The sequence below is a fragment of the Nostoc sp. CALU 546 genome, from assembly GCF_048836525.1.
The window spans coordinates 28753-47906 of sequence record NZ_JAWJTF010000007.1 but is presented as its reverse complement, the minus strand read 5'-3'; the positions used below and the strand labels follow the sequence as shown (position 1 = coordinate 47906).

The 19154-nt window shown below is 41.6% G+C and carries 16 protein-coding genes; 11 read left to right on the top strand and 5 right to left on the bottom strand.

What is annotated here, in order from left to right; all coding sequences use genetic code 11:
* Positions 1-23 precede the first annotated feature (23 nt).
* Complete coding sequence (locus RRG12_RS05315) at positions 24-338, top strand: YkvA family protein (protein WP_069070903.1); 315 nt, start codon at positions 24-26, stop codon at positions 336-338.
* A 109-nt stretch (positions 339-447) separates the two neighbouring features.
* On the opposite strand, the gene RRG12_RS05310 is transcribed toward RRG12_RS05315, so the two are convergent.
* Positions 448-3654: a glycoside hydrolase family 15 protein gene (locus RRG12_RS05310; RefSeq protein ID WP_420758616.1), complete on the bottom strand. Its 3207-nt coding sequence runs from the start codon at positions 3652-3654 to the stop codon at positions 448-450.
* On the opposite strand from RRG12_RS05310, the gene RRG12_RS05305 reads away from it, so the two are divergent.
* The 3 genes from RRG12_RS05305 (at position 3653) to RRG12_RS05295 (ending at position 6487) form a co-directional block, all read left to right on the top strand.
* Positions 3653-3805 carry a hypothetical protein gene (locus tag RRG12_RS05305; RefSeq protein WP_420758615.1) on the top strand — a complete coding sequence of 51 codons (153 nt, stop codon included), beginning with the start codon at positions 3653-3655 and terminating at the stop codon, positions 3803-3805. The two genes, RRG12_RS05310 and RRG12_RS05305, sit on opposite strands and share 2 nt — an antisense overlap.
* 216 nt (positions 3806-4021) lie before the next feature.
* Positions 4022-4762, top strand: coding sequence for an RNA methyltransferase (locus tag RRG12_RS05300; RefSeq protein ID WP_069070905.1), 741 nt, complete (start codon positions 4022-4024; stop codon positions 4760-4762).
* Positions 4763-4936: 174 nt separating this feature from the next.
* Positions 4937-6487, top strand: a complete 1551-nt coding sequence (locus tag RRG12_RS05295) for a serine hydrolase (RefSeq protein ID WP_420758614.1) — start codon at positions 4937-4939, stop codon at positions 6485-6487.
* Positions 6488-6664: 177 nt separating this feature from the next.
* Here the strand turns inward: RRG12_RS05295 and crtD are convergent, their stop codons facing one another.
* A complete protein-coding gene (gene crtD / locus RRG12_RS05290) occupies positions 6665-8179 on the bottom strand; it encodes a C-3',4' desaturase CrtD (RefSeq protein ID WP_420758613.1) in 1515 nt (504 codons plus the stop codon).
* Positions 8180-8409: 230 nt separating this feature from the next.
* Here crtD and RRG12_RS05285 point away from each other — a divergent pair, with 230 nt between their 5' ends.
* The 5 genes from RRG12_RS05285 to RRG12_RS05265 all read left to right on the top strand — a co-directional run bounded on the left by RRG12_RS05285 (position 8410) and on the right by RRG12_RS05265 (position 13489).
* The gene (locus tag RRG12_RS05285) at positions 8410-8799 is read left to right on the top strand and encodes a hypothetical protein (RefSeq protein ID WP_069070908.1); all 390 of its coding nucleotides are present in this window, start codon (positions 8410-8412) and stop codon (positions 8797-8799) included.
* Positions 8800-8801: 2 nt separating this feature from the next.
* Positions 8802-9185 carry a type II toxin-antitoxin system VapC family toxin gene (locus RRG12_RS05280; RefSeq protein ID WP_420758612.1) on the top strand — a complete coding sequence of 128 codons (384 nt, stop codon included), beginning with the start codon at positions 8802-8804 and terminating at the stop codon, positions 9183-9185.
* Positions 9186-9452: 267 nt separating this feature from the next.
* Positions 9453-10793, top strand: a complete 1341-nt coding sequence (locus RRG12_RS05275; protein WP_420758611.1) for a M16 family metallopeptidase — start codon at positions 9453-9455, stop codon at positions 10791-10793.
* 120 nt (positions 10794-10913) lie between these two features.
* On the top strand, positions 10914-11777 hold the full coding sequence (locus RRG12_RS05270) for a fructosamine kinase family protein (RefSeq protein WP_420758670.1): 864 nt from the start codon (positions 10914-10916) through the stop codon (positions 11775-11777).
* A 320-nt stretch (positions 11778-12097) separates the two neighbouring features.
* Positions 12098-13489, top strand: coding sequence for a hypothetical protein (locus tag RRG12_RS05265; RefSeq protein WP_420758610.1), 1392 nt, complete (start codon positions 12098-12100; stop codon positions 13487-13489).
* Positions 13490-13783: 294 nt separating this feature from the next.
* Here the strand turns inward: RRG12_RS05265 and RRG12_RS05260 are convergent, their stop codons facing one another.
* On the bottom strand, positions 13784-14311 hold the full coding sequence (locus RRG12_RS05260; protein ID WP_420758609.1) for a hypothetical protein: 528 nt from the start codon (positions 14309-14311) through the stop codon (positions 13784-13786).
* Positions 14312-14347: 36 nt separating this feature from the next.
* Complete coding sequence (locus RRG12_RS05255) at positions 14348-14956, bottom strand: site-2 protease family protein (RefSeq protein ID WP_069070989.1); 609 nt, start codon at positions 14954-14956, stop codon at positions 14348-14350.
* Positions 14957-15936: 980 nt separating this feature from the next.
* Between RRG12_RS05255 and RRG12_RS05250 the strand changes: the two genes are divergently transcribed.
* Both RRG12_RS05250 and RRG12_RS05245 read left to right on the top strand, forming a co-directional pair.
* Positions 15937-16218, top strand: coding sequence for a DUF4212 domain-containing protein (locus RRG12_RS05250; RefSeq protein ID WP_069070913.1), 282 nt, complete (start codon positions 15937-15939; stop codon positions 16216-16218).
* Positions 16219-16227: 9 nt separating this feature from the next.
* On the top strand, positions 16228-17883 hold the full coding sequence (locus tag RRG12_RS05245) for a sodium:solute symporter family protein (protein WP_069070914.1): 1656 nt from the start codon (positions 16228-16230) through the stop codon (positions 17881-17883).
* Positions 17884-18039: 156 nt separating this feature from the next.
* On the opposite strand, the gene RRG12_RS05240 is transcribed toward RRG12_RS05245, so the two are convergent.
* A complete protein-coding gene (locus tag RRG12_RS05240) occupies positions 18040-18882 on the bottom strand; it encodes a tetratricopeptide repeat protein (RefSeq protein WP_420758608.1) in 843 nt (280 codons plus the stop codon).
* Positions 18883-19154: the final 272 nt, after the last annotated feature.

Genomic DNA, 19154 nt, shown 5'->3' with positions numbered 1-19154 from the left:
AAGATAACTATGAGGTTCAAAATATGAAATTTTCAATCCAATCACTTTACGCCTGGTATCGGGATGTGCTTCGTAACCCCAAATACCGTTGGTGGGTAATTTTAGGAACGTTGGTCTATTTGGTCAGCCCATTTGATATTCTCCCAGATTTTATACCTGTGGTGGGACAGATTGATGATGTTTTTCTTTTGACCCTGCTAGTGAGTGAGGTGTCTGGGCTAGTAATTGAGGGCTGGAAAGCTCGTAAGGGTGAGGTGGGTGCTGAAGTACCTAATACTAGTGAAGGTTCTACCTCTAGTGGAAGTACTATTGATGTTGATGCTGTTTCTGTTAAGTAGTTTTAATAAAACCCCTGCTTTTGGAATCGGAGGTGGGGGATATTTTTTTTTAACGCATGGCGCTTCTCTTTGCGATCCTACCCTGCGGGAAGGCGAAGCGCCTATACGTTTAAAAATCCTTCACAAATTCCGTCAAGAACCTGAACGCCTTCAAAATATAACTAGCGCAATCTCTAGGAGAGGTGTTGTAAAACGATCGCCACGCACTCGCCTTATCCTCATCATAGCGATCGCTGCGTTGACTATGATTCTCTAGCCAAGCCAATCGCACTGCATGGCCAATTAGCACATCCAAGACGATATATTCTTCGATTTGCAGCTTGGGATTATTGGCTGCGATCGCAGCTAATTCTATCAATGCTTCAATGTTAACTTGGCGGTATTCTGGAGCTTCGATCTTATTCAGCAAATGCTCAACTAACAGCGCAAAATTTCTTTCCCCCGCTGTCATTTCCGACAGCATTATCTCACTATCTAAGCGATTGCGGCGCTCTAGTTTATCGCCAATTACTAGACCCTTGCAATGTTGCATTAATAGCCAAACTTGCTTAAAAAATTCTTTTGGTACTCGCCCCGTCGCACCTTCAGCTTGGCGAAAGCGTCGCCAACCACCAGGCGGGACTTCTATTCCTTCGGCGATTCCTGGTAATACCACCCAAGCAATATCACTTTCTTTTTGTTTGACGTGCAGTGATTCTTGCTGGCGCAACAGGTTACTCATGCCAGTATATCCAGTTAATACCTGACGCAAGCGCATTTTCACTTCAAAGGGTGAAAGTTGCATTAAGTAATCGTAAGCTTCATCTTGAGTAACGTGTAATTCCCGCGCTAGTTCGCTGGTTATTAATAAGATCAGATAGCCGACTCTCAGCGTTAGTAGTCCTTGGAATAGTTCGGGTTCTGAGCGAATTAAGATACCAAGATAGATTAAAATCTCTTGAGTGAGGACGCGATCGCGGATATCTTCACGACAAAAATGGTTAATTTTATCGGCAATCTCATCGTGAGACATGGGTACGCTAATCAAGGACGCTTCACTGTAAGCTTTACCCACAGCAATTTGCTTACCCCGTACCAAAATACTCGTTACTGCATCTGATAGGCTGATATCAACCATTTGGCGTAACCCAGCAGCCCGACGTACCACTGCCCAAATACCTAAATCTCCAGCTTTGGTGTAAACTTCATCTAGCAAATCGCCTACGGTGACGCGATATCCTGGGCCACCGTACCCTGTATCAAATTCCATTCCCTGTAAGCGAGTTAAAGTTTGCAATAACTCAATTTGCTCGTAGATGTTCTCTGATGAGCGCAAAGAAGAAAGTAATAACCCAAAGTTGGTTTCATACTCCATTTGAAATTCTTGGGTATGTCCTAAGCGCCAGTTTTTCTCAGGATGATAAGCTAGATAATAGCAACGTGGGCTAGCATTTTTCACTGGCGATCGCGAGAATTCTGCATTGGGAAGAAAATCAATTCTTTGGATTCCAGCTGTTAACATTAGCTGATTTAGCCGCCCTAATTTTACTCGTACACCGTTACAAACACCATCTTTCAGTTCTTGCATCAGTTCTAGTAATGCCTCAGAACCACTTTCTAACATGGTGTGCGTCAACATTAAAGTCAAGGTAGGACGCCCTAAATCGCTCCAATATTTTTGAATGTAAGCTAATTCACTTCTAATTTGATCTAGCAAAAAATGGTAATCAAGAGTTAGATAAAACTGCTGAGAGTCGGAAAATGAAGGCAAAAATACAATTGTTTCACCGCTAATCCGAAAGATTCTAGATGTTGTTAAACTCCGCAGTCGCCGCACTGGCCGCCCAGTTAAACCAAGTTTATCGTTACGTCCAATTTGGGTATAAATTGCTGAAAACTCTCCAGCTTTTCTCACCTGAATCGGTTCTACTTGGGTAGGTGTTTGCGCTTCAATTCCGTGAACTTCTAGTTTCGTCTGTAAATCTTCGTCTTCTGCTAATAAAGCAATTTGTACCAAAGATTCGCGCTGTTTTCCTACACACAAATGTCTTCCCAAAGGGTCGATATCACCAACCGCCAGTAAACCTTCACTTAACATTTGGCTGAGGAAATATAAACTCTGTGCCCACACCAAAGGAATATTTTCATTGGGCAAACGTGGTTGCGTTTGAGGTGCTAACTTTTCTGCTTCGATGTTTTCGGCTGGAACATAATAAAGTTCCGGCAATAAACGCAAACCATCTTGTTCTATAAGTAATGATTCTAAAAGCTCTTGGTATTTTTTAACTTGTTCTTGTTCGCCGCAAAATAATCCATCTAAAACTAAATAAGTGAAAAATAACGGCCATTCGCATTCAATATGCTCAAATTGCTTGAGTTCCCACGGTTCGTAGTGCAAGCGCTGATGATCTTCTAAAACGGTTTGGTGTCCATCACGCAGGAAGCGTTTGCAGCCGTATTTACCTGCGAGTTTATTGATAATATCGTTTAAAGTGCGATCGCGTAACTCCAAATCTTCAACTGCAAAGGCAGGATAACTAATAATACTCAACAGCGCTGCATCAATTTCTTTAGAACCAGATTCTCTCGGTAATAGCGATTCTAAAGTAATCCGGGCACGGGCGATTTCATCTGGTAGCACATGAATCACCGATGCTTGACTACCACGCACACCAAACAAATCTAGTCCGTTGATAGCTTCTAAAGCAGCTTTTGCCATGCCTACAGAACTGGCATTTAACTCTGCACTACCACGATTAATTTTATTCCCACGTTCCCAAATGCCATAATCTGGTGTGCGGTAAGCTCGTCCAATGTAGTAAACCAAATTTTGGACGAAATTCACTTCATCAATGGTATAAATTATTTGCAATCCCGCAGCCGTCATTTGCCCCAACATCAGTAAAAATATAGATGTGGCATCAAGTTGCAAATGTCCCCATTCGTCATCACCAACAACAATGTCACCAGTTGCGGTATTATATTTGGCGTGTAGTCCATCTAGTAGCGACTGAGTATGTTTAAATGTCTCTACTTTATGAGCTTGTCGCATCATCGCAAACAACAACCCGCGCATCAGTTTGATGACACTGTGTTCTAGTTCATAGGTGCGTCCCTGATCGTCGTCAATCTTGCGGTATGCAAGTCCTAAACCCCAAACTGCCAAAATGCTGTAAACATTGTCTCGCACCCAGGCATCAGTATAATCGCCGTGGGCTGTAATCGCTGTACTCGCAGGTAATAAACCAGTAATCGGATTTTGCCGAGTCAGGATGATTGTTTTGATTTGCTGGTAGTAATAATCCAGGCGAGAGAGCAATTTGGTAGATGTTTTCATGGTTTGGTTCAGAACAACTTGCAAAATTCGACCCTGTGAAGTGAATTACCTAAATCAAGCCAGAACAATCTCTGTAATGGTTGATGGGACAACAGCTAAGGGTGGTGTGAGTTTATTATTATCTCCTGTTAATACGCCTCTGGGTACTTAATTTTAGCGATCGCCCAATTATTAACCTAAGTTTCTAACCAAGTCTCAAACACGGTTCCGTATGTTTTTCAACGCCTCACACTTCTTGAGACCGTCCAACTCTATCGCAGGCATTCACTTACATCGCTAAAATGATTTTAAGGCAACTCTTCAGCAGAATCACGACGCTGAAAATTAGCCTGTAAGTATTATCTGGTGCGATCGCAGGAGGCAAAAAATGGGCTTGGCTGGATTAAGAATTGTGTTGGTAGAACCAGCTGGGCCGATAAATATCGGCGCGATCGCCAGGGTAATGAAAAATTTCGGGCTATGTAATTTAGTATTAGTGAACCCCCAATGCGATCCGCTATCGACGGAAGCTTTGATGATGGCTGTTCACGCTCAGGAAATTATCGAATCTGCGGTATTAGTAGCAACCTTACCAGAAGCATTGCATGGATGTGTCAGAGCGATCGCTACTACTGGTCGCGTTCGCAGTTGGGAAACTCCCTTAGAAAATCCCCGCACTGCCCTACCCTGGCTACTGGAGGAACCAGAAAAACCCACAGCACTGATTTTTGGCAGGGAAGACCGGGGATTAAGCAATGAAGAATTAAATTATGCACAGCGGTTTGTTGGCATTCCCACAAGTAAAGATTATGTCGCCCTAAATTTGGCTACCGCCGTGGCAATCTGTTGTTATGAATTATCACAATCTGCCCAGCAAGCTAACACTCAGACTTTACCCCAAACTGAACTTGCATCCTTAGATGTTGTAGAAGGATATTATCAGCAATTAGAATCACTATTACTGAAAATTGGTTATGTGTATCCCCATACGGCAGCTAGTCGCATGGAAAAATTTCGCCAAATGTATAATCGCGCTCACCTGAAAACAGGGGAAGTATATATGCTCCGAGGAATTTTGCAGCAGGTAGAATGGGCCCTTAAAAACCAGAGGGATGGTGAAAACTTGTAATAATTCGTTTAATATATACGCAATCATCCCCCCAAAATATTTAACATAGCTTAAACTAAACGTAAAAATGCTACTTAGTGGCAAAATGAAATTTGAGTATTAATATTGCTTAAAGATTAAGTTTTGGGTTAGGAGTCTGCAAGAAAACAGTCAAGTGGGTCACAAGGAGTAACGGTGTCAGAGTCAAGTGACGAACTAACAGCTTTCTCGCGGCGTCAACCCTTAAATCGCCGCCAGCGTCCACAAAAAGTTCAAAAAGTGGCACAGAAGAAAGTTAAAGCCAACAGCCAGCAGCAAACTGTCAGTGGACGACAAGCGGCGCTAACACGCCCAAAAAATCAAATCAGTCCTCCCCCAACCCCTAGTGCTACACGTAGGGTCAAATCGGGGTTAGTCATGCCAACGGCAGTAAAACCGATGCCTAGTGTCAAGGGGAAAATTCCTCCCTTTCGACCGGGTGCTGTGATGGTGAAAACGGTGCGGATGGAAAAGCCAAAAATGGGTAGGCGCTCATCGCGAAAAACACGGTTAAAGCCAATGGCCAAAACTGTATTGTATGTTTTACGGTTATTGATTGTGGGTGTTGGGATGGGTGCAATTGTGGGCACGGTGTTGTCAGTTTTAGACCCAGCTAATCGCATCAGTACATCGGCGTCCCCATCTAATACTAATGTGGTGCGATCGCAGCCACAACCCACCCAAGCTCCCCCAGCCGCAGCTGCGAGTATGTATTTATCTCAAGAAATTACCTCTTTGAAAAATGCCGTGCAAAATTTGGCGGATACCAACCCAAATCTCACACCGGGAGTTTTCTTATTAGATTTGGATACAGGTAATTATGTAGATGTCAATGGCTCTACCAGTTTTCCGGCAGCTAGCACGATTAAAGTGCCAATTCTGATTGCCTTTTTCCAGGATGTGGATGCGGGGAAAATTCGCCTGGATGAAATGCTGACCATGCAACAGGATATGGTCGCTGGTGGTTCGGGAAATCTGCAATACAAGTCACCCGGAACCCAGTACGCTGCTCTGGAAGTCGCTACCAAGATGATTACAATCAGCGACAACACAGCGACAAATATGCTGATTACCCGACTCGGAGGCATAGACGCTTTAAACCAGCGTTTCCGTAGTTGGGGATTGACAGACACAATAATTCGCAATCAACTTCCAGATTTGCAAGGGACAAACACCACAACTCCCAAGGAACTAGGGAATTTGATGGCGATTGTGAGTCAGGGAAATTTAGTCAGTATGCCATCACGCGATCTCATGCTCGATATCTTGCGTCGTACTCAGAGAGACTCTCTGCTACCATCGGGTTTGGGGGCAGGTGCGAGAGTCTACCACAAAACTGGCGATATCGGGACAATGTTAGCAGATGCAGGTTTAATTGGTGTTCCAACTGGCAAGCGCTATGTAGCTGCTGTCATGGTACAACGCCCCAATAACGACCCTCGCGCCGAAAAATTGATTAGCTCAATTTCTCGTGTTGCCTACCAAGAGTTTAGCCAGATTCCTGTTACACCCAATAGTCCTACAAGCACTATACCCGCAAACGGTTATGTGAATCCTGCTTTACCCAGCGGGACAACAGGCACCGTACCGATGAGTGTTTATCAGCCTCCTGTTGTGAGTCCTGTACCCAACGGTATGGGAGGTACTGTACCCACAAACGGTTATCAATCTCCAGTTGTAAATCCCCAATATTATCCTCCGAGATAATTCATAATTGAAAAATCGTTTATTGAAGAATTCAGGAGTCAGAAGAAAAACAGTCTTGACTTTCCTTAAAATTCGCTGTAAGTCTTTAACCAGACACGATATTATTCATCCGCCAATCGTACAGAATACCCAACTGAATTCTGACTCCTGACTCCTGAATTCTGTTGTGACAAAGTACTACATTTGCGCTTCAATTTGCCTGACTACTGTTAGTGCTGAGTAACTCACGCCAGCAGTACCTTCTCCTGGATGGGTGGAGTCACCAACTAACCACAGATGTTGGATGGGTGTGCGATTTGCGAAGCCAAAGGGGCCAAAGGTGGGTATTCTTTGACCAATACCACCGACTATACCGCGATCGCGTCCTGTGAAATGGGCAAAGGTGCGGGGTGTGGCGGCTTCTTGATAAAGAATAGTTTCTGGTTTGAGATAAAAGTATTGAGCTAGACGAGCGATCGCTTCTTGGGTAAACTTTTCTTTTAGCCCTTCATAATCATCAGTCTGCCACCACTCTGTAGGATCGACAAATGAAGAAGCAATAATTGTCGCTTTCCCCTCCGGTGCGCGACCGTCTCCAGGATGACTGACGGAAACAAATAGGGAATTATTCTCACCAATCGGGCCATCAGCATCGTACAGAAATTGGAGATGGGGAGGACACCCAGTTGGAATTGCGCTGGCATCCACACCCAAATACACCACAAAAGCACCCGATGCTTGGGGTAGTTTTTCCACACGGTTTTTATAACCAGATGGCGCTTGTTCTCCCAATAACTGCACCAAGTTTTGCACAGTAACGTTACCAACTATGTGGTCGGCTGCTTCTGTCCAGACTTCGCCAGTTTTCTGATTTCTAATTACTACAGCACTGGCTTTGCCGTTTTCTACTTTGATTTGTTCTACAGTGTGGCGCATCAATAACTTGCCACCATCTCTTTCTAAGGATTGTACCAAGCGATCGCTTAATACTTGCATACTTCCCCGGAGATGAAACAATCCTTGGGGTAATTGGGATACACTCAACGCCGTCGCTGCATAAAGTAGTGCTGTTTCTTCTGCATTGACTTGGGAATACAACTTCAGTTGCAAATCCAAAAAAGTTCTCAATCGTTGGTCATTACCTAATCCACATAACCGTAAAGCATCTCCTACCGTAAACAAAGTGAAGGGTACGGTAATTAATGTACTGGGACGCACCGCTTGCGCTAGCTGCCACAAATCCCATAAATTACGCGGTGGTAGCACCGGGTCGCGTCCTTGGAATTCCCAACTCGCATCAAATAAAGTTGCCATCAACTGCCAAAACGGTTCGCTACCAGGAAACTGTTTTTGTCGTTCCTCTTGCCATTTCTCTTGGTCGCGCCAAACGTTGATGGGTGTGCTTTCCCCAGGTAAATATACCGCACAAGCCGGGTCACAAGGCGTTGCTGCCGGTAAATCTATTGCCAATTCTGAGAAAATGCGGTGGTGAATTCCCCCTGGTTCTAAGCCTGCAACCTGAGTTGCACCCACATCAAAGGTAAATCCCTGGCGTTTAAACGTCGAAGCACAGCCCCCTGGTACGAGGGCTTGGTCTAGAATGAGGACGCTGTAACCTCTATGAGCTAATAATGCCCCAGCAGTCAGTCCACCGATTCCTGCACCAATAACAACTACATGAGATTTACTTTTGTCAATAGAAATGCTGGACATTGAGATTTAGTTTTACAATTCTTAATATTGCTATTCATAATTTTATAGCGTGATTGATTAAACCACAATCTTCGTTAGGGGTGCATCCCATTGGTGTCAACTTAATGCTAAACTGGCGAATTCTATTCGCCCTGGCTCTAAGTTGATGACTAGACAGATTAAAATAGTGGTGGAATAGAATTTTAGTTTTTAGTCGTTAACTGTAGTTAATTTGATAACTAAGAGTATTTATGTATATTAACGAAAAAGTACGTTTAATATCATCTACACTATCTTCTTTAGCTCTTTTAGAGTTAACATTCTTGAGAGCAATAATTGATTCTATTATTACAAAAAAGGAAGACAATGTTAGAGTAAGTATTCTTTTCAGTGGCGATGAAGTCCAAGTTATTAGTTCTGGGATTAGTCAGAATAAAACAACTATTCCTCAAACTTCATTCACGACTGAATCGACTGTAGTTAATAACCCTGTAATCAGTTATACAATTAGTGAAGTAAAACAATTAACTCCTACTCAAAACTCTCCTAGACCTTTAGGTATTTGGAAAGGAAAAGTAGAAATATCAGAAGATTTTCATAAAACATCAAGTGATATTATTTCTGAATTTGGTATTGAATAATAATGGAATTGTTACTTGATACCTGTGCTGTAATATGGTCACTTGAAGATAACTCTTGTCTTTTGCCTGAAGTTCGTAAACAAATTTCAGATTCTTCAAATAAAGTAGTTGTTAGTGCTGTTAGTGTTTGGGAAATAGAAATAAAAAGAAAAAAAGGACAGCTTAAAACCCCAGATAATTTAATACAAGCCATCATTGATACTGATTTTAGTTTTTTATCAATAACAGAACACCACGCTGTTAAAGCAGCATTGTTACCTGAGCATCATAAAGACCCTTTTGATAGGCTTTTAATAGCACAAGCGATACTAGAAAAGATGATTATAATTACTTCCGATACTCAATTTATAAATTATGGAGTACCACTTTTATTTGCTACAAAATAATTAAACAGATGTAATTGTACCTAGATTGACACTTTGAATCGGCTAGTACCGCACGGCGTAAATAAGCCACCCATCTTAAACGTCTGAAACCCTTGCAAACAATTAATTATGAATTACGTTAGCGACGCAGGAGCGTCATTACAAATTACGAATTACGAATTACGAATTCCGCCTTGCGGTACTAGTCCTGAAAACTACAAAACTTCACTGAGCAGTAAGTCGCAGATAAGATAAAGAAGTAACATCGCTCCTCACACACAAGTAGCAATGACCTCAACCCTACGGAAATTTCCCCGTCTTAATGCTCCGACACTGCACAAGTTGCCCAATGGTTTGACAATCATTGCCGAGCAAATGCCAGTTGAAGCCGTAAACCTCAATTTGTGGATTAAAGTTGGCTCTGCTGTAGAACCTGATGCCATTAATGGCATGGCTCACTTTTTAGAACACATGATTTTTAAAGGAACAGAACGACTGGCTAGCGGCGAATTTGAACGTCGAATTGAAGAACGGGGTGCTGTTACTAATGCTGCTACTAGCCAAGACTATACTCATTACTATATAACCACTGCACCCAAAGATTTTGCCGAGCTTGCACCACTACAAATAGATGTAGTATCTAACGCGAGTATTCCTGATGATGCCTTTGAACGTGAGCGATTGGTAGTTTTGGAAGAAATTAGGCGTTCAGAGGATAATCCCCAGCGGCGGATATATCGGCGGGCGATGGAGACAGCCTTTGATAAGTTACCCTATCGCCGTGCGGTATTGGGGCCAGAATCGGTGATTGCCGAACTTAAACCCCAGCAGATGCGAGATTTTCATACTAATTGGTATCAACCCCAGTCAATTACTGCTGTGGCTGTGGGCAATTTACCCGTGGAAGAATTAATTGCAACTGTTGCTGAAGGATTTACAAAAGCCGCTAAAATTCCCCACTCCCCATTACCCCTTATCCCCAGAGGGGGCCCCACCTTCCCCACTCCCCATTACCCCTTATCCCCAGAGGGGGCCCCACCTTCCCCACTCAACTCTGAATCACCATTTACAGAAATTGTCCGTCGAGAATTTATCGATGAAAGTCTGCAACAAGCAAGGTTAGTGATGGTTTGGCGGGTTCCTGGAATGACCCAGTTAGATCGCACCTATGGATTAGATATTTTAGCCGGAATTTTGGGACACGGACGGACATCAAGACTGGTGAGAGACTTACGAGAAGAACGGGGATTGGTTACTTCCATTTCTGTAAGCAATATCAGCAATCAACTGCAAGGGATATTTTATATTTCAGCTAAATGTGCAGTAGAAAATTTAGCAGTTGTAGAAGATGCGATCGCTCAACACATTGGTAAACTACAAACAGAGTTGGTAACAGAATCAGAAATTGCCCGTATACGGCGGCGAGTAGCCAACAGATTTATATTTGGTAACGAAACACCAAGCGATCGCTCCGGGTTGTATGGTTATTATCAATCTTTGGTGGGAGATTTGGAACCTGCCTTTAACTACCCAGCGATAATTCAGAGCCAAGATGCAACAGACTTGATGCAAGCAGCTAAGGACTATCTATCTCCAGATGCTTATGGCGTGGTTTTTGTCAAGCCGTAAATTAAAAATTGGGAATAGGGCATTGGGCATGGGGAATGGGGAAGAGGAAAATAATTAATAATCAGTACCAATGCCCAGTTATTAATCCAAAATCCAAAATCTAAAATCCAAAATTGCATGATGTGGACTCAAATCGACACCCATATTAGTCAGGTAACTGGCGAAAAATTTCAGAGTCAGCAACGGCGATCGGTTGGTGGTGGGTGCATCAACCAAGGTTATGCTGTTTCTAATGGTGAGATAACCTACTTCGTCAAGCTTAACCTTGCATCCCAAGTTGTGATGTTTGAAGCTGAGGCGATGGGTTTAAAGGAAATGCTAGCAACAGCTAGTATTCGCGTCCCCAAACCAATTTGCTGGAGTACTGCTGATAATTCTAGCTACATCGTCCTGGAATGGTTGGAACTTGGTAGCGGTAACAGCAACTCATGGGAAGAGATGGGGCGCAAGTTAGCGGCGATGCATAAAGCTAGCAGCAGTCAAGGTTTTGGTTGGAAAATTAACAATACCATTGGTTCCACACCCCAAATTAATACTTGGACAGCAGACTGGACGGAATTTTATATTAAACATCGTTTGGGTTATCAATTTCAATTGGCAAGGCGACGGGGAGGTAATTTTCCCCAGCAAGACAAGTTACTAGCAGCCATTCCTGAACTATTGGCAAATCATGAGGTGCAACCTTCTTTAGTACACGGCGATTTATGGGGCGGAAATGCTGGGTGTACTGTGTCGGGAGAACCTGTGATATTTGATCCAGCAACTTATTTTGCGGATAGAGAAGTTGATATCGCTATGACAGAATTGTTTGGTGGGTTCCCAGCAGCATTTTATCAGGGTTACAACGGGGTATTTCCTTTAGATTCAGGCTATGAACGCAGAAAAACGCTCTATAACCTGTATCACATCTTGAATCACTTCAATTTATTTGGCGGTGGTTACGATTCGCAAGCCAACCGGATGATTAACCAGATTTTGCGCTAAGTGGAGTCTACACAACTTAGCATTTTTATGATACAATTGTACTATAAAAATATGAACGTCTGCTGAGTATCCAACGGTAAGTACAAATTTCCCTCAGTCCGTAGTGAATAGACTCAAACAAACTTTGCGCTTCTCTACGTTTAAACTTTAACCCTCAGCTAACCGCAAATTTACGGAACTTTGTACAAAGTTTCGTAATCAAATTATTGTGTGTTTACTCTTCAATTTTACACAGTTGTAACAGCTTATTTTGTCAGAGTAATAGACTTCAGTAACCGTGGTTTTACAAGATTCTTAACCTTTATCTGTAGGTTGGTAATATGACAAAGAATCAAATTTCTCTAGTAGAACTAATCCAAATTATTGGACAATATCGCAACAATATTATTGTCAATATCAAACACCTGCAAGAACATTATCAAAGAACAGGTATCAAGCGTGTTAGAGGTGTTAGAAACGAAAATGGGGAACTGCTCCAACCTTGGTTGCGAACAGAATATATGGATAATGCTGAGTATGTCGGTATGGGCGAGTTTCAGTTTAACCGCAATACTGCTACTATCAATATGCTTGTCAAACGTAAAGTCAAACTTGCAAAATCTGAAGACAAAACTCCCACTCTTGAAGTAGCAGGGTTGCTAGTAAATGACCTCAATAGCTTTAATAATTATACGATTGTAAGTGACGGCAAAATCAACGTAAAGTCATTACGAGTCAAAATCAGCAGCAAAAAGGTCTTTGACTTACTCAAAGAGAAAGGCATTCTAGATGCGGAGAAATTCGACTTTCGGGCTGAATATACCATTCAGTTAGGTAACTTGCCACTTGTCGCTGCTAATAGTAGTTACAGCAGTGTTGATGGAGTATTCAATGAACTAGCAGAAATTAAAGTTCTGACTAGTATTATTGGCGCTCACTTGAGAAAGGAGTCAGATGTATTTATCGAGACGCAGTTAGATGAATTTAAAAATCACTATTTGTCCAAGAATATTTACATCAACTTTCCTACAACTAACGAATACACTGATATCACCGAAGCTTTAGCTAATGGTACTATTGACTCAAGATTAAGCTATAAAATCGATATTGGCAGTCAAGATATTTTGAACCTGAGTAAGTTACCTTCTGCTAATAAGTTTCTCAATAGAATGTATCGTCTTTATGACCAAGAAACTGGAGAAATTTTCATTAAACCTAGTTTTGAAATGGCATTTAATGAGAATCTCGCTGTTAGAGACAGGTTACTGTCATCACGCACCAAGATTACAAAAGTTGATGAGTTTATGAAACCAATTTTCGATGATTTTCTTGGGCTTGAGAAAAATGGCATTGTTGGAGGTATTCTTAAGAAAGTTGGTGCTGATAGCTTGGCGCAGTTGTTGCAAGATAAACAAACTGGTAAGCAAATTAGCAAAGAGGAAATGGTTGCAGCTTTAACGACGGCGAGTCATAAGCTAGAAGAATATGCGGAAAATATCTACGAAGATAAGATATCTCCATTGGTATTTTACATTGGTTCTACTGGACTGTTGCCAAAACAAATGGAAGCAAAAGCTATGACAGCTGACGAAGCTACTGCTAAATATCCAAATTTGAAATTTTCTAAAGATGAGCAAGAAGGTACTTTTTTTTCAGTTGGTGATAGTATTATCAGCATATACACCAAGACTGAATATTACAGCAAATTTATTTCTGTAGGTGTAGACAATTAGATTTGGATATACTAATCTAATCTAATTTTATTTGGAAGACTGCAAATAGTAGAATCCCGACTTATTTGATAAGTCGGGATTCAATACGGTTAGGTTACGGTTTTTGATGAAAATTATAGTTCGCAAAGATCCGATAAATCATCACAAAGACGCGATAAATCGCCGTCTCTACAAAATACTGATTATTGTAAAGACGGCGATTCATCGCGTCTCTTGTCTTAACCGAAAAGTATTGAGTCGGGATTCTTATCTTTCACTAATAATTTAGGACTGCTATAGCAATTATAATTACTATTATGGTTTCCCTAAAATACAGTTAGAGCTTGGATTAATTGTAGAAGCAATGGAACTGGTAGGTGAAGACATTAAAACAATAATACTACCTATAATCTGTAAAGACAGTAGCAAGAAAATACTGTAGTAAATTATTTTTAAATCTTTATTAATGATTTGAACATAACGTTCTATAAAGGAAGAATAACCTGCTATTCCCACAGAGCCAAAGCTTCCAATAATCAATAATCTCATCAATAATTCAATAGAAGATGTAAATGGCGATCGCTCTTGATTAGGACAGGGTAGAAAACTATATTTTTCAATTGTTAAATTCCCTAAAACAGAATTAAATAGCCCTGGCTGTACAACCATTAATGGTTGACTTATTTCGTGGGGATATTTGACTAAATGGTTACTTACAGAACGATTATTATATTGATCTACAGCTAATATATTCGCCATTGATTCTTCAGATGGAATAAGCACAGCAGCAATACTCAAGGTAAGGCTAGTAGCAGCGACTACAATTTTTTTATTTATTTTCATTCAAATTTTCCTTTTTATTCGTATAAAAATTGTTGTTTACATCCCCAATCCTGACCGGATAAATAAATCAGCAATGCTACCAAGTCCTATCCCAAAACCCGGAATTATAAATAGAAGCATCATGGCAAATAATCCAAATTGGCTATATTGCAATGGTTTTAGCTGAGGAAAAATTTCACTGAAAATATGAAAGCCATCGAGTGGCGGAATTGGCAGCAGATTAAACAGAAATAACGTCAAATTAATCCGAGCCGCTAGGTAAAGAAATTCGACACTCACGAGTCCTGAAAGACTAGGTTTAAAGAAAAGTTTGAGCAGCACAACAAATAGAACTCCTAAAGCCAGATTTGACAATGGCCCTGCTGCTGATACCAAAATATTGCCTAACTTTCCAGAACGAAACTTAGATGGGTTGACGGGCATTTGTCCCCAAGCTATACCCATAAGACAGAGAAAGATGAGCGATTCTTTGCCCATGTGGACTACAGGATTCAGCGTCAGATGACCGGTTTGTTGTGGAGTATTATCTCCCTGACTCATCGCAGCCCAGCCGTGAGCAAGCTCATGCAAAGTGATGGAGAATATGACAATAACAACGATTCTGAAAAAATGAATCGGCTCTGTGATTAGTGTTTGGATAAACATATATTCTGGCTCGTGGTATGGTTGAAGCTGAAATCTGCACTTTCCGAAGACACGCATGAAAAAGTTACTCAATTTCAAAACTACAAGTTTTGAGAATTAAGTGCGATCGCAAATAAATTAGGTGTAAATTAAGTAAGCTATTTTTGTGCGACTTCCAAGACTAGTTCAAAAATCTATGGAGACGTTGGTTGTTGAGAATGAAGCGAATCAGTTGTTTGAAATCAGCGTAGGCTGGGGCGTGTTTTCAAAGTTTTAGATCCCCCCAACCCCCCGATAAATTGGGGGACTAAGAGTTTCTTAAAGTCCCCCTTTTGAAGGGGGATTTAGGGGGATCTAAAAACTTATAGGCTAAACGAGTAGTTTGAAAACACGCCCTAGTACAGCACGGCGGAAATAAACCACCCATTCCCAATCAACAAAACCCTTACGCTGTCTTCATTTTTAATTTTTAATTTTTAATTCCGCCTTGCGGTACTAGCCCGTTGTAGACGCTGAGTAAGTCAGTATTTGTATCATAATTTACTATATTTTGGTAATGCCCCATATCTGTAATAACAAACTAGTTACTTTAATGTTATTAAAGTAACTAAGTAAAAGTCCATAGTAATTATTCGTATATTTTATGATTCAATTCCGTTGGACTTTCTGAGTACAAATTGCTTGTATTGCAATCAAGCAATCATTTTTAGTATTTAATAGCCTCGTTATCCTACTGGTTAACACGTAGTTAAAATTAAAGATTCTGTATATAAAGCTCTTATATTACTAATGAGTCATTGCATATTTCAGCTTGATTAACCAACATTTTTTAATAACTGACCAGATGGTAATTCTCAGTCAGCTATTACTTAGCAATACTTAATACACCAAAAATAAATATTGTTTACTAAATAATTTAAAAATTAATACAGTAATTAGACAGGATAATAACGGCTTATTGGTATTATTTTGATGCACAAACGCAATGATGATGAACAACAATGGATGAAGATCAGCGCCGTTCTTATTGGCGTGCTAATACTACTTTAATTCGTAATCTTTTAATTGTCTGGGCATTGGTTTCCCTAGTTTTCAGTATTTTGTTGGTTCAACCTTTGAATGCAATACGGTTTTTTGGCGTACCCTTTGGCTTTTGGATGGCACAACAAGGATCAATCTTGGTATTTGTAGCCTTGATTTTCATTTATGCCTTCCAAATGGACAAGCTAGACCGCAAATTCAATCTCGGTAAGCAAGACCAAAAATACAATCTTAAGAAGTGAGGAAAAACCGTGTCAGTTGAAATTTGGACTATTGTATTAGTTGGACTTTCCTTTGCTGCCTACATTTATATTGGTTGGCAATCACGAGTCGAAAATAGTAAAGACTTCTTTATAGCCGGTCAAGGGATACCTTCAATTGCTAATGGTGCGGCTACGGCCGCCGACTGGATGTCCGCAGCCTCCTTTATTTCAATGGCGGGGCTGATTTCTTTTTTGGGTTATGACGGTTCTATTTATTTGATGGGGTGGACGGGTGGCTATGTACTGCTGGCATTATTGCTGGCTCCCTACCTGCGGAAATTTGGTAAGTATACAGTGCCAGATTTTGTAGGCGATCGCTACTACTCTAATATCGCCCGTTTGGTGGCAGTAGTTGCAGCCATTTTCGTCTCCCTCACCTATGTTGCTGGACAAATGCGCGGTGTGGGCATTGTTTTTAGCCGCTTCTTACAAGTAGATATCAATACAGGTGTGATCATCGGTATGGTGATCGTCGGCTTTTTCTCTGTGTTGGGCGGGATGAAAGGCATTACTTGGACACAAGTAGCACAGTACTGTGTGTTGATTTTTGCTTACCTGATTCCAGCGATCGCGATCGCCTGGTTTCTCACTGGTAATCCTGTTCCTCAGCTAGCATTTACCTTCAGTGATATTGCTGACAAACTCAATAAAATTCAGGTTGACCTAGGGTTTAAGCCATATACTGAGCCGTTTGTGAACAAATCGATGCTAGATGTGCTGTTCACCACTATTGCCCTGATGGTGGGCACTGCTGGCTTGCCCCATATTATTGTCCGATTTTACACAGTTAAGAGTGTACGTGCAGCCCGCTTTTCTGCTGGTTGGGCACTATTATTTATTGCCATTCTTTATACAACCGCTCCAGCCCTCTCCATGTTTGCTCGCTACAACCTGATCGATTCCCTGCACAATCAGACAGTTGCAGAAGTGCAGCAGCTAGACTGGGCTACCAAGTGGGAAAAAACTAAACTGTTGGCTTTTGATGACATCAATAAGGATGGGCGTTTCCAGTTAACTCCAAACAAAGACACCAATGAAATCAAGATTGACCGAGATATCATTGTGCTTTCTACCCCAGAAGTAGCTAACCTCCCTCCGTGGGTGATTGGCTTGGTAGCGGCTGGTGGTTTGGCTGCTGCTTTATCTACAGCATCAGGTTTATTGCTGGTAATTTCCAGTTCCATCGCCCACGATATTTACTACCGGATCATCGATTCATCAGCCTCAGAAGAAAAACGGGTGTTTGTCGGGCGGATCATGGTAGGTTTTTCCCTTGTCCTCGCCGGATATTTTGGGGTGAATCCGCCGGGATTTGTGAGTGAGGTGGTGGCTTTTGCCTTTGGTTTAGCCGCTGCTAGTTTCTTCCCGGTGATTTTCCTGGGGATTTTCGATAAGCGCACTAATTCCGAAGGTGCGATCGCCGGCATGGTGACGGGTTTAATTTTTACGATTATTTACATTGTCGGCGTCAAGTTTGGCGGTATGCAACCCTGGTTTTTTGGGGTTTCTCCCGAAGGAATTGGAACTTTGGGGATGCTAATTAATTTCGCTGTCACCCTAGTGGTTTCGCGCCTAACGCCACCTCCTCCAGTCGAAATTCAAGCGATGGTAGAAGACCTCCGCAGCCCATTGATTGAAGAATAGGATTTTGGGCATGGGGCATTGGGCATGGGGCATTGGGCATTGGGCATTGGGCATAAGAGGCAGAGGGGAAAGACTTATTACTGCTACTTCTCTTCTCCTCCTCTGCTCCCCTGCCCCTCTGCTCCCCTGCCCCTCTGCTCCCCTGCTCCCCACTCCCTACTGTCCAAGTTCTTTGATGTTATTCATCACTTGTTGATATAAGTCATTATTTCCTTGATTTTGAAAAATGTTTGCTGCTTGTTCCAAGTCCTTAAGCGCTCCCTGTCTGTCTCCATTGGTGGCGCGGGCATTTCCTCGGTTATTGTAGGCAGGGGCAAAGTTAGGATTGAGGCGAATGGCTTCATTGTAATCTGCGATCGCACCCTGGGGATCTCCATTGGCAACACGGGCATTTCCTCGGTTATTGTAGGCGATCGCATATTTGGGATTAAGGAGAATCGCTTGGTCAAGATCATCTAATGCCCCTTTTTTGTCTCCATTGGTGGCGCGGGCATTCCCCCGGTTATTGTAAGCTTCGGCATAGTTGGGATTCAGGCGAATCGCTTCACTGTAATCTTTAACTGCTTCTCTGTTATTTCCCAGTGAGGCGCGGGCATTTCCCAAGTTATTGTGGGCTTCGGCGTCGTTAGGGTTGATGCGGAGTGCTTGATTGTAATCTGCGATCGCTTTTTCTTTATCTCCCAAATCAAAATAGGCTAATCCCCGACCGTTGTAAGCTGCGCCATACTGAGAATTCTGATCAATCGCCTTACCATAAGAAGCGATCGCAGCTTGCAAGTCGCCGTTTAAATGCTGATTCTTTCCCTGAAGATAGAACTGCCCACCCTTAGATGTTGTAGCTGAACGACGGCTAGGTTGACTGACTCCTATTTCTGTCACTAATACATTGTCATTCTTACTGCAAGAAACACTGCTAATTGCAGTCAAGGTAGTAAAAATAGCTATGGTAAATAAAGTATTTACCCTTGTCTGCCTTTGCCTAAATAAACGCCGTTTCATAAGTTAATATAAACTGCCATAACGCCTGAACAAAATTAGTACCAAAGTCTAGATTTTAATTCTTTAACTCAATAGTTATTTTAACTTTTGATAGACATTAAAAGTCAATTGACATATTTGCCTGATATTTAATAGTTATATTAAGGAAAAAATCTGATTCATAAAGTATAAAAATTGTCAATTTGGCTCTTTGCTATTGTCATATTTGCGCTTTTTGACAATAGATTTATCAGCAATCAACTACTGTTGCTCATGTTTTTTAGAACACTGTT

What these genes read in the sequence shown, in the direction of transcription:
- RRG12_RS05300 (WP_069070905.1), top strand. Translation starts at nt 4,022, where the DNA reads ATGGGCTTGGCTGGATTAAGAATTGTGTTGGTAGAACCAGCTGGGCCG.
- RRG12_RS05260 (WP_420758609.1), bottom strand. Translation starts at nt 14,311, where the DNA reads ATGAAAATAAATAAAAAAATTGTAGTCGCTGCTACTAGCCTTACCTTG.
- RRG12_RS05240 (WP_420758608.1), bottom strand. Translation starts at nt 18,882, where the DNA reads ATGAAACGGCGTTTATTTAGGCAAAGGCAGACAAGGGTAAATACTTTA.
- crtD (WP_420758613.1), bottom strand. Translation starts at nt 8,179, where the DNA reads ATGTCCAGCATTTCTATTGACAAAAGTAAATCTCATGTAGTTGTTATT.
- RRG12_RS05285 (WP_069070908.1), top strand. Translation starts at nt 8,410, where the DNA reads ATGTATATTAACGAAAAAGTACGTTTAATATCATCTACACTATCTTCT.
- RRG12_RS05250 (WP_069070913.1), top strand. Translation starts at nt 15,937, where the DNA reads ATGGATGAAGATCAGCGCCGTTCTTATTGGCGTGCTAATACTACTTTA.
- RRG12_RS05280 (WP_420758612.1), top strand. Translation starts at nt 8,802, where the DNA reads ATGGAATTGTTACTTGATACCTGTGCTGTAATATGGTCACTTGAAGAT.
- RRG12_RS05275 (WP_420758611.1), top strand. Translation starts at nt 9,453, where the DNA reads ATGACCTCAACCCTACGGAAATTTCCCCGTCTTAATGCTCCGACACTG.
- RRG12_RS05315 (WP_069070903.1), top strand. Translation starts at nt 24, where the DNA reads ATGAAATTTTCAATCCAATCACTTTACGCCTGGTATCGGGATGTGCTT.
- RRG12_RS05310 (WP_420758616.1), bottom strand. Translation starts at nt 3,654, where the DNA reads ATGAAAACATCTACCAAATTGCTCTCTCGCCTGGATTATTACTACCAG.
- RRG12_RS05265 (WP_420758610.1), top strand. Translation starts at nt 12,098, where the DNA reads ATGACAAAGAATCAAATTTCTCTAGTAGAACTAATCCAAATTATTGGA.
- RRG12_RS05270 (WP_420758670.1), top strand. Translation starts at nt 10,914, where the DNA reads ATGTGGACTCAAATCGACACCCATATTAGTCAGGTAACTGGCGAAAAA.
- RRG12_RS05305 (WP_420758615.1), top strand. Translation starts at nt 3,653, where the DNA reads ATGGTTTGGTTCAGAACAACTTGCAAAATTCGACCCTGTGAAGTGAAT.
- RRG12_RS05255 (WP_069070989.1), bottom strand. Translation starts at nt 14,956, where the DNA reads ATGTTTATCCAAACACTAATCACAGAGCCGATTCATTTTTTCAGAATC.